Consider the following 11,053-nt stretch of genomic DNA (forward strand, 5'->3'; position numbering starts at 1 on the left):
CTACTCCTGGTAGACGAAGGGGCTGTCGAAATCCTCGAGGGCCGGGGCCGCCGCGTCCTTTTCGGACAACAGCGGCTCGATCCCGTCGAGCGCCCAGTCGATCCCCACCGACGGGCTGTCCCACCGGATGCCGCCATCGGCCTCCGGCGCGTAATAATCGGAACACTTGTAAATGATCTCGGTGTCCGGCTCGCGCGTGACGAAACCATGCGCGAACCCCGCGGGCACCAGCAATTGCTTGCCGTTCTCGAAACTCAGTTCTTCTCCCACCCACTGGCCATAGGTCGGAGAGCCCTTGCGGATGTCCACGGCGACGTCGAACAGACGACCCTTGCCACAGCGCACCAGCTTGTCCTGCGCATGCGGCGGCGCCTGGAAATGCAGGCCGCGGATCGTGCCCACCTTCGCCGACAGCGAATGGTTGTCCTGGCACCAGTCATAGGACAGGCCCGCCTCTTCCATCGCCTTGCGATTCCAGCTTTCGGAAAAGAAGCCGCGCGCGTCGCCGAACCGCTTCGGCGTGATGATTTTCACGCCGCTCAATTTCGTGTCTTCAATCAGCACCTGAAATCGTCTCCGATGATCTTCCGGGCGGGTGCTTAACAGCATCCCAATGGCGAGTCACCTCCGGTTTGCCGCACTTGCACGATTGTCTGCCACCGCGCCTATTTTCCCGGCAAGGACCCGTCGATGTCGTCGAACAGCCCCGGCGCCATCTCTTCCCAGAAGGCAAAGATCGCCCGCGCGTTCAGCGCGCTCGCCCAGCCGTGCCGCCGGAAATCCTCGGCCTCCAGCGCGTCATCGAGGGTCGAGGCGAAAAGCCGCCGGTCGCTGTCGCGCTGCGTGGGGTTGCGCGCCGCCGCCACGTCCCGCACCCGCGCCATCCGCGCCGCCCTCCTGCGCCGCGCCAGGTCCAGCGCATCAGCCTCTTCCGCCTCGGCCTCCGCCTCCTCCCGCCTGCGCTCCGCCGCGGCCACCGCCTCGGGCGACGGCGCGGGCGGCGGGGCGTAATCGTCCCGCAACGCCGCGCTCAGGTACCGCGCCGGGTCGCGCACGTCCTCTGCCGCATCCAAGAGCCGCAACTTGCCCTCGACGTGATCCTCCCCGTATTCCGCGATCCACTGCCGCGCCAGCCGGTCGGACACCCCCTGCCCCACCAGCGCCTTGTAGACCTGCCCCTGCCGCACGCCCTCGCCATCATCGATGTCGAACATCGCCAGCTGCGGGTTCTCGCGGATACGGAACCGCACGTGACTGACCGCCCGCCCCTCCTTGCGGAATTCCGGCTCGATCTGGATGTTCGAGGTCTTGTTCACCTCCGCCACCGCCGGCTTGATGATCTTGGCATTCAGGTGCTTGAACGTCTCGTAATAGGCGCTGCCATCCACCCCCATCAGCCGCCGGAACACGTCCAGCGTCCACCACCCCGTCGACCGCGTCCGCACGAACCGATAGCAATTCTCGTAAAGCGCCAGCGCATGGCCGCTCGTGAACCGCTTCTGGATGTTGAGGTTGATCAGCGCGAACACCTTCGGGTCATGCAGCTTTTCCGCCAGCGCCGGGGAATAGGCGTATTCGCACACCCCCTCCTTCAGCGTCGCGTAACTCAACAGGGCCGACACGCCCCATTCCTGCTTGCCCCTGTCGTCCAGCATGTCCCACTCGGCCACCGTCTCGGCCAGGCCACGCAGGGCGGTCTTCAGCGTCTCGGTGTCGTTACTGTTGTAACCGATCATCAGGCACAGCGTGCGCGCATTGATCCGGTGGCGGCTTTGCGTGGTCAGCGCGTCATAGGCATTCAGCAGCAGCACGTTCGACAGCTTGCGCTGCAACAGCGACAGCTTGCCCGACACGTGGATCGCCGCGACGTGCTTCTTGACCTCCTCGCGCCTCAGCGCTCCGGTCAGTTCGGTGATGTTCGGGGCGGTCCTGCTCATGGGCGCCTGCTGTGTTCTGGTTTTGAGGTACCCTTGCACGAAAGGCACCCGCGATCAACGCTGCCGTGGGTTCCTTATGACAACGGTTGCAGACGGGCCGAGGGGCCGGCCCGTCGATGCGCGGCGACCTGCGGCCTTGATTCCGCGCGGATGCAGAGCCTGACACTCGCAGACGGGCCGCGGCGCGTCGATCCACCCGATCCGCTGCACACTTTATTCAAGCCAAACCCGCACTCCGCCTCAGCGGCGCACCAGGCCCAACCAAATCGACGTGCCGTGCGGGCGGCCCGTCGATGCGCGGCGGGCCAAGGCCCTTGATTCCGCGCCATCCCACAGCGGCCAACATATCCCGCAAACAGGTACCTCAACCCCCAAACCCATCCCGCAAACGGATACCTTTGCCACCCCGGCCCAACAGCCCGCACCCCCTACCCCACTGAAAACAGACTCACTTTCAGACCCTTACACCGGCCCCCGCGAATCGGTGCCCCCCGCCCCGCAGACAGGTTCCGCACCTCCCGCAGACGGTCACCTTTCCTCCCGCAAACGGGTACCCGCCCCCCCGTATCCCGGCACCCAAACGAGGCTAGCCCATTGATTGCAAAGCGTTTCCCACACCTAAAGACTCTTAAACAAACTAAAGATTCCACACTTTATACGGTGTGATCTTCTTCTCTTAATCAGGATCTGGACAGGTTTCGCGTGCGAAACCCCGGCGCATATCCCGTCGAACGTGGCGATTCCCTTTTCGCACGCGATGTGCCATCATTCATGCAATCTGCGCGAAAACGCGTGACATCACCGGCAGGAGCAGCGCCGTGGCCAAACATCCCGACGAATCCCCCCCACCCTACCAGAACATCTCGCCACAGGCAGCGGCCTCGCGGCTTGGCGATCCGGTCGATACCGCCCGCTTCGCCCGCGCCGCCGCCTTTGCCGAACGGGGCCGCACCGACCTCGCCAAACGCGGCTATGCGCCCGACGGGCGCAAGCGCCTGCGCAAGTTCTCGACATGGGAGATCTGCCGCTACCTGATCCCCGTCGCGCCCGCCCATTTCCGCCGCGTGCTGCGCCTCAATCCCGACCTGCCGCAGGGCGAGGGACAGGGCGGCTCCAAGTGGTTCACCCTCGACGAGGTCCTGACGCTGCGCCAGCACTTCGCCGCCGAAGGCGCTGCGACCAAGGAATACCTGCCGTGGCGGCCCAAGGGCTTCCCGGCCAAGGTCGCCGCCGTCGCCAATTTCAAGGGCGGCGTGGGCAAGACCTCCACCGCCGCGCACCTCGCCATGTCTGCCGCGCTCGACGGCTACAAGGTGCTGGTGATCGACCTCGACAGCCAGGGATCCATGACCTCGATCCTCGGCGGGCAGGTGCCCGACGAATGGTCAACGGTGTTCCCGCTGCTGGCCAAGGACTACGCCCGCCACGTGGTCGAGGAAAACCGCGTGCGCGCCGCGCGCGGAGAGGCCCCCCTGCCCCTCGATGAGACCCTGAATGCCGCGTTAGAGACGGATTCGGCTTCCGTCATCCAGCCGACCCACTGGCCCAACATCGACCTGATCGGTGCCCAGCTGAACCTCTACTGGGCCGAATTCCAGGTGCCCGTCTGGCGCATGGCCCTGCGCGGCTGGCCCCTTTGGGACGCACTGACCGGGTTTCTGGAAAATGACGGCATCCTCGACCGCTACGACCTCGTGATCCTCGACACGCCCCCGGCGCTTGGCTACCTCACGATCAACGCTCTCGCGGCGGCCGATATCCTGCTGGTGCCCCTCGGCGCGTCCTTCCTCGAATTCGACTCTACGGGGCGGTTTTTTGACATGCTCTACTCGACCTTCGCGTCGATCGAAGAGGGTGAAAACGCGCAGCGCCGGGCGGCGGGACTGCCCGAGATGAAGTTCGAATGGGACGTCGTCCGCGCCGTCATCACCCGCTTCGACGCCTCCCAGCAGACCGATCTGGCCAACGTGATCCAGGCCTATTTCGGCGATTTCATGAACGCCTACCGGCAGGACTACACCGCGCTGGTGGGTCAGGCCGGGGAGCAGGTGAACGGCATCTACGAGGCCGATTACCGCGATTTCAACCGCGAAACCTATACCCGCGGGCGGGAGGCGTTCGACCGGACCTATGCCGAGTTCAAGGAGCTTCTGCTGGGGTCGTGGTGGCGGGATTTGCAGATGAATCAGGCTGGAACAGAGAGTGAAAACGGGGAGGCGGATCATGGCCAAGCGCAAGCGTCTTGAGGTCCCGACCGAGGCCAACCTTAAGGAGATGGAGGAGGGTTTCGCGCGCGAAACCTCCGCCTCCCCTGCCCCGCCCGGCCTTGGCCCCGTCCCGCCCATCGCCCAGGTCGCCGCCGAGGCGGCCGCCGCCGGCTCCCTCGCCTCGCCCACCGACCGGGCCGACAAGGCCGAACTGGATCGCTACCGGGAAGCTCTCGCCGCCGGGCTGGTGGTCCAGGAAATCCCGGTGGACGAGATCGTCGCGGACGAGCTGATGCGAGACAGGATCGGGTCGGACGAGGCCGACATGGCAGAACTGCGCCTGTCCATCGACCTCTACGGCGTCCGCCTGCCGATCGAGGTTTTCCCCCTTCATCCCGCCACCGAGACCGAGAAATTCGGGCTGATTTCGGGCTGGCGGCGGCTGAAGGCGGTGAGGGAGTTGTGGGCCGCAACCGCCGACCCGCGCCACCGCACGATCAAGGCCTTCGTGCGGGAGGACATGACCCCGGCCAAGGCCTATGTCGCGATGGTCGAGGAGAACGAGATCCGGGCGGATCTGAGCCAGTACGAGAAGGGCCGGATCGCGGTCATGGCGGCCAGCCACGGGGCGTTCGAGACGCTGGAAGACGCGGTGAATCACCTCTATGCGACGGGATCGAAATCGAAGCGGTCCAAGATCCGCTCCTTCGCGGAACTGCACGAGGAACTGGGGGACATGCTGTCTTTTCCGACCGCTCTGAGCGAGCGGCAGGGGCTGCGGATCGTGGCGGCGATTCGGGCAGGCTATACCCGCGATCTGCGGGAGGTTCTGGGCACCGGGCGGGGCACCGATCCGGCCACCGAATGGGCGCTGATCGAGACGGTGCTGGACCAGGCCGACGCCCAGCTGAAGGACGCGCCGGGGCAGGGCCGGGGAGGGCGGCCACGGCAGCCGAAAGGGCCGCTGACCAGCAGCCATGGGCCGACCTGGTACAAGCTGGACAACGGGATCACGATTGCCAGCAATTACGACAGCCGGGGCCACTATATCCGGCTGGAGGGACGGCCCGTGGATGCCGATATGGTCAAGGCTGTCATGGCCGAGATCAAGCGGCTGCTGGAGCCGCGCTGAGGGCGGGGGTTTCGCGCGCGAAACCTCCTCGCCACCGACCCGAATGTTAACAGGCCGCGCGGCCCGTTTCCGGCACGGCAAGAAAGACAGCGCAGGGTGCGCCCCGATCTTCCAAAGGCCGAGGACCCCGAGCGATGTCAGAACCCACGCCGACCCTGTCGCTGCCCCTGTTGGCCCCGGCGCAGGCGCAAAAGCACGTCACCCATAACGAGGCCATCCAGGCGCTGGACACGCTGGTGCAGTTGAGTGTCCTTGCCGATGACCTTGCCGACCCGCCGACCGCCCCGGCCGCGGGCGACAGTTACATCCTGCCCACCGCACCGACCGGCGCATGGGCCGGACATGCCGGAGAGGTCACGACGTTCAACGGGGAAGCGTGGCTGTTCTATGTCCCCGTGGCGGGGTGGATCGCCTATGTCGCGGACAGCCAGTCGTCGGGTACGGGCGCGGTTTTCGTGCATGACGGTACGGCATGGGGCGGGCTGCCGCTGGGTGCCTTGCAGGCGATCACGCGGCTGGGCCTGAACACCACCGCCGACGCCGCGAACCCGTTTGCCGCGCGGCTGAACAACGCGCTGTGGACGGCGCTGGAGGCGGGGCAGGGGGGCACCGGCGCGCTCACCCAGACGCTGAACCGGGAGACCGGCGGCAGCGACCTTGGCCTCGTGTTGCAGGAGAATTACGTCACGCAGGCGATCCTTGGCATGTTCGGATCGGACCCGTTCCGCCTGAGCCTGTCCACGGACGGGACCAATTTCAACGACGCGCTGATCGCCGACCGGGCCACCGGGCGCGTCACCCTGCCGAACCTGCCCCGGTTCAAGGGCATCACCAATTTCGACAATTTCGCGCCGGTAGCCACGTGGGTGAGGATCGCCATCAACCAGATGGAATCGAACGACCAGGGTGTGTTCGATGCGGTCACGTCGCTGTTCACCGCGCCCGAAGACGGCACCTATGCCTTTCACGCCACGTTGCTGTTCAAGCAGGACACGACCGAGACGGTGCGCATGCGCGGGCGGTTCCTTGTTAATGACACCACGGTCATCACCGGCAGCTATGGCGAGAATACCGGCCCCCACAAATCCGAGGAGACCACGCTGGACGTGCATGGCATGGCGGCGCTGACAGCGGGCGACACGGTTGAATTTCAGGGCTACATGCGCGCGAACCAGGGCTATTTCGCCGCCGACGGGACGGCGTTCTGGGGCTGGAAGATCGGCTAGACTGCGGCAGAATGTCGCAGGTGACAGGGCGGAGCACTTGCCCTTGGGGCGGGTGCTCTCTAAACGGGCGCGCGTCCCATATTGCCGCTTGCAGGTACTTTCATGTCCAACGCGTCCGCGATCAAACCGTCCCGTGTCTTCATCACCGGGGGTGCCGGGTTCATCGGGTCGCGGCTGGCCGCGTCGTTCGCGGACAGTGCCGAGGTAACCGTATACGACAACCTGCACCCGCAGGTGCACGAGGGCTGTCCCGGCAACCTTGCCCGCGTGAAGGCCTGCGATGCCAAGCTGATCGAGGCGGATATCCGCGACGCGGCGGCGCTTGGCGCGGCGCTGGAGGCGGCGGACCCCGACGTTGTCTATCACCTCGCGGCGGAGACGGGGACGGGCCAGAGTTTCGACGAGCCGGGGCGGTATACCGAGATCAACGTGATGGGCACGACCCACCTTATCGAGGCGATGCGGCGGTTGCCCGCGCGCCCGCGGCGGGTGGTGCTGGCGGGGTCGCGGTCTGTCTACGGAGAGGGCGCGCACCGGACCGAGGCGGGGCATCTCGTGGTGGCGCCCGCGCGGGACGAGGCGGCGATGGCGGCGGGCGATTTTGCGCCGAGGGCCGCGGATGGCGGAAAGCTGGTGCCGGTGGCGACGCAGGCCGATTGCCCGGTGGCACCGGCCTCGGTTTATGCCTCGACCAAGCTGATGCAGGAATATTTGCTGGAGCAGGCGTTCTGGGGCAGCGACACTCAGGTCGGCATCCTGCGGTTGCAGAACGTCTATGGCGCGGGGCAGTCGATCAACAATCCCTATACCGGCGTCTTGTCGATCTTTGCGCGGCAGGTGCTGGAGGGAAAGACGCTCAACATCTTCGAGGATGGCGAGATCGTGCGCGATTTCGTGCACGTGGATGACGTGGTGCGGGCGTTCCACGCGATGGGCGTGGTGGGGCAGGTGCCCGGACGCATCGTGGATATCGGCGCAGGCGAGGCGACGACCATCCGCGAGGTGGCCGAGAAGATGCTGACGCTGCTGGGGGCGGATGCCGGGAATTACCGGGTGACGGGGGCGTTCCGTCCGGGCGACATCCGCTATGCCGTGGCCGATACCAGCGCGGCGCGGGAAGACCTTGGCTGGGCTCCCGAGCGGAGCCTTGACGACGGGTTGGCCGAGCTGGCCGAGTGGTCGCGGGGCGAGTTCGCGGCGGTGGGCTGAGCCGTCAGTTGTTGATCAGCGCCTTGTGGTGGCGGTGCAGCAGCATGAACCCCCAGGCCCAGCAGATCAGCCCGAACGAGAACACGTAGACCGGCATCAGGTAATCGGCGTCGTAGGTGGCGAAGAAGCCCTTGCGCGCCGCGCCGACCACGTGGGTCAGCGGGTTCCACAGCATCACCGGCTGGGCGCGGTCGGGAAGGGTGTCGTAGAGGAAGATCACCCCCGATACGAGCAGCAGGGGCCGGGTGATGACGGACCACACGCGCTCCCACGCGGGGAAGGCGGTGAAGAGGTAGCAGTTGAGCGAGCCGACGCCGATGCCCACGGTGATCGCCATGGCCAGCGCCAGCACGATGGGCCCCGGTGACAGGATCAGGTCGATCCGGAAGATCAGCACGATGCCGGTGATGACGATGAGCGTGGTCAGAAGGTCGGTGAGCGTGGTGAGGATCGCGCGGGCGAAGACGGCATCGCTCCATGTCACGCCGGGATAGGCGAGGAGCGCGCGGGAGAACCGGATCGCGCGGCCGCAATTGTTCATCAGCGTGAGCGTCAGCATGTAGGGCAGGTAGCCGGTGGCGAAGAAGAACGGGAAGTTCGAGCCAAGCGACGGCGTGCGGAAGACGAACTGGAACGCGGCTGACAGCAGGAAGATCGCGGCGACGGGTTCGAGGATCGCCCAGGCGTAGCCGCCGGGGGACCGGCCATAGGTCGTCGACATCTCGCGCAGGACCAGCGCGAGGATCGAGCGCCACGTGCGGAAGCGGCGGGCGCGGAGGCTCGATGCGGGGGGCAAGGCAGGGGGCGAGGGCGCGTGCATCGACGGGTCCGTTGCTGTGCTTGTGCCAAGGTATGGCATGGCGGCGGGGCAGGGGGCCAGCGGGTTTGTGACCGGCCCGCGCAGAGCCATAACGATTTGCCCGCCGCGTGACGGGTGTGTTAGCGATTCAGCAGGACCGCGCCGCAGGGCCGGTCGGAGTGAAGGGTGGGCGAAGATGGACGACAGGCCAGAGCAGCGGCGCGACATGGGCCATGCCGAGGGCGATGCACGCCCGAAGTTCAGTGACGCGACCTTGCCGGACGAGGCGGAGGGCGGGACCGGGACGGATGACGGGGCGGCGCCCCTTCAGCCACGGGGACCGCATGGCGGCACCGGGCCGCAACCCCATATCCACGCGCAGCGCATGGCCGAGAAGCGCGCGAAGGAGGCCGAGGCCGCCGCCGCCGCGATGGCCACGGCCGCCGCCAACGCGCCCACGCCCGCACCGGCATCCGCAGGCGCGGCGCTGACCGGGGAGGTCCAGTCTCCGGGCGGGGCAGGGGGCGGCGGAGCGGGCCGTCCGGGGCAGGCCCCGCCACGGCCCGTGATGGTCAAGAAGACCGCCACCCGCGCAAGGCCGAGGCGCCGGCATTTCATGCTGGTCCTTTCGCTGTTGCTGATGGTGGCGGCGCCCACCGGCGTGGCGGGCTGGTACCTGTATACCGTCGCCGCCGACCAGTATCATTCCACGGTGGGATTCTCGGTCCGGAAGGAAGAGATCAACTCGCCGGTCGAGATCCTTGGCGGGATCACCAGCCTGTCGGGATCGGCCACGTCCGACACCGACATCCTGTACGAATTCATCCAGAGCCAGGAAATGGTCGAGGCGGTCGATGCCGTGCTGGACCTGCGCGCGATCTACAGCAAGGCACCGGACGACCCGGTCTTCTCGTTCGATCCGTCGGGATCGCGGGAGGACCTTGTCGATTACTGGAACCGGGTGGTGCGCATCTTCTATGACAGCGGCACGCAGCTGATCGAATTGCGCGTCACCGCCTTCGAGGCCGCCGACGCGCAGGCCGTGGCGCAGGCGGTGTTCGACGAGTCGAGCCGGATGATCAACCAGCTTAGCGCCATCGCCCGCGACGACGCCACGCGATACGCCCGCGAGGAACTGGACCGCGCCGTCGACCGGCTGAGAAAGGCGCGGCAGGCGGTGACGGAATTCCGGTCGAAGAACCAGATCGTCGATGTCGACGCGGACATCCAGGGCCAGATGGGCCTGCTGACTTCGCTTCAGGCGCAACAGGCCGAGGCGTTGATCGAACTGGACCTGCTGCGGGAGACCACCCGCGAAAACGACCCCCGGATCGTCAATGCCGAACGCAAGCTGGAGGTCATATCCCGCCGCATCGCCGACGAGCGCAAGAAACTGGGCGTCGATGACGAGGGCCAGCGCGAAAGCTATGCCACGCTGGTGGGCGAGTTCGAGGTGCTGACCGTGGACCGGGAATTTGCCGAAAGCGCCTATACCGCCGCGCTGGCCTCCTACGACGCCGCCTTGTCCGAGGCGCAGCGGCAAAGCCGCTACCTTGCCGCCTATATCCAGCCGACGCTGGCGGAAGAGGCGCGGTACCCGCAGCGGGCGGTTCTGCTGGCGCTGATCGGGGGCTTCCTGTTCCTGGGATGGGCGCTGATCACGCTGGTCTTCTATTCGATCCGGGACCGCCGCTGAGCCATGATCCGGCTGGAGAACGTCACCAAGACCTTCGTGACCAACGGGATTTCCAACACGATCCTGAACGGTGCGACGATGACGTTTCCCACCGGTCGGTCGGTGGGGCTGCTGGGCCGGAACGGCGCCGGCAAGTCGAGCCTTCTGCGGCTGATCGCGGGCACGCTTGATCCCACGTCGGGGGAGATCATCCACGAGGGCACGGTCAGCTGGCCGGTGGGGTTTGCCGGGTCGTTCCACCCCGACCTGTCGGGATTGCAGAACATCCGGTTCGTCGGCCGCGTCTATGGCGTGGACACCGACGAGCTGGTCGATTTCGTCGAGGATTTCGCCGAGCTGGGCAAGCATTTCTACCTGCCGTGCCGGACCTATTCATCGGGCATGAAATCGCGGCTGGCCTTCGGGCTGTCCATGGGCATCCGGTTTGACACCTATCTGGTGGACGAGGTGACGAGCGTTGGAGACGCGGCGTTTCGCCAGAAGAGCGAGGCCGTCTTCAAGGAGCGGATGCGGTATTCGGGGGCGCTTCTGGTCAGTCACGGGACCAACATGCTGCGCCGCAACTGCGACGCGGGCGTGGTGCTGAACGACGGTGAACTGACGTGGTACGACGACATCGCAGAGGCGATCGCGGTCCACGAATCGAACATGGATGCGGCGACGATCGATGAGGATTTGTAGGAGGCGGGCGGGAAACCGCCGCCGATTGTCGTTGATTTCGCAACAATAAATCGACTGATTCGTCCCAGTTTCCCGTCGCGGGCCGGTGGTGAAGCGCCGGTAAGTCTTTAATCTGGTGTAAACACCATTCAGAAATGTCACTGGGTTTGCAAAGGAGAAGTGTCAC

General features: G+C 66.1%; 9 protein-coding genes. 6 read left to right on the forward strand and 3 right to left on the reverse strand.

The features are described from left to right. Together rfbC and ATO11_RS18440 are read right to left on the reverse strand one after the other, a co-directional pair. Nucleotides 1–564, reverse strand: coding sequence for a dTDP-4-dehydrorhamnose 3,5-epimerase (gene rfbC, locus ATO11_RS18435; RefSeq protein WP_050532401.1), 564 nt, complete (start codon nucleotides 562–564; stop codon nucleotides 1–3). A 101-nt stretch (nucleotides 565–665) separates the two neighbouring features. Further along, a complete protein-coding gene (locus tag ATO11_RS18440; protein WP_050532402.1) occupies nucleotides 666–1,937 on the reverse strand; it encodes a replication initiation protein in 1,272 nt (423 codons plus the stop codon). 818 nt (nucleotides 1,938–2,755) lie between these two features. Between ATO11_RS18440 and ATO11_RS18445 the strand changes: the two genes are divergently transcribed. From ATO11_RS18445 to ATO11_RS18460, 4 genes are all read left to right on the forward strand, one after another. Further along, nucleotides 2,756–4,183 (forward strand): AAA family ATPase, encoded by a 1,428-nt coding sequence (locus ATO11_RS18445; protein ID WP_050532403.1) that lies wholly within the window; start codon nucleotides 2,756–2,758, stop codon nucleotides 4,181–4,183. Further along, nucleotides 4,161–5,276 (forward strand): ParB/RepB/Spo0J family partition protein, encoded by a 1,116-nt coding sequence (locus ATO11_RS18450; protein WP_050532404.1) that lies wholly within the window; start codon nucleotides 4,161–4,163, stop codon nucleotides 5,274–5,276. Before ATO11_RS18445 ends, ATO11_RS18450 begins: the two co-directional genes overlap by 23 nt. 134 nt (nucleotides 5,277–5,410) lie before the next feature. Then, nucleotides 5,411–6,502, forward strand: a complete 1,092-nt coding sequence (locus ATO11_RS18455) for a DUF2793 domain-containing protein (protein ID WP_050532405.1) — start codon at nucleotides 5,411–5,413, stop codon at nucleotides 6,500–6,502. 102 nt (nucleotides 6,503–6,604) lie between these two features. Further along, nucleotides 6,605–7,711: an NAD-dependent epimerase/dehydratase family protein gene (locus ATO11_RS18460; protein ID WP_050532406.1), complete on the forward strand. Its 1,107-nt coding sequence runs from the start codon at nucleotides 6,605–6,607 to the stop codon at nucleotides 7,709–7,711. A 4-nt stretch (nucleotides 7,712–7,715) separates the two neighbouring features. Here the strand turns inward: ATO11_RS18460 and ATO11_RS18465 are convergent, their stop codons facing one another. Continuing rightward, a complete protein-coding gene (locus ATO11_RS18465) occupies nucleotides 7,716–8,531 on the reverse strand; it encodes an ABC transporter permease (protein WP_050532407.1) in 816 nt (271 codons plus the stop codon). A 175-nt stretch (nucleotides 8,532–8,706) separates the two neighbouring features. Here ATO11_RS18465 and ATO11_RS18470 point away from each other — a divergent pair, with 175 nt between their 5' ends. Further along, a complete protein-coding gene (locus ATO11_RS18470; protein ID WP_242601462.1) occupies nucleotides 8,707–10,206 on the forward strand; it encodes a KpsE/RkpR family capsule polysaccharide export protein in 1,500 nt (499 codons plus the stop codon). Between the two features lie 3 nt (nucleotides 10,207–10,209). Then, entirely contained in the window at nucleotides 10,210–10,887 is a 678-nt protein-coding gene (locus ATO11_RS18475; RefSeq protein WP_050532408.1) for an ABC transporter ATP-binding protein, read from the forward strand. Nucleotides 10,888–11,053 lie beyond the last annotated feature (166 nt).

The sequence above is a fragment of the Pseudaestuariivita atlantica genome (assembly GCF_001205715.1).
GTDB classification, from domain to species: domain Bacteria; phylum Pseudomonadota; class Alphaproteobacteria; order Rhodobacterales; family Rhodobacteraceae; genus Pseudaestuariivita; species Pseudaestuariivita atlantica.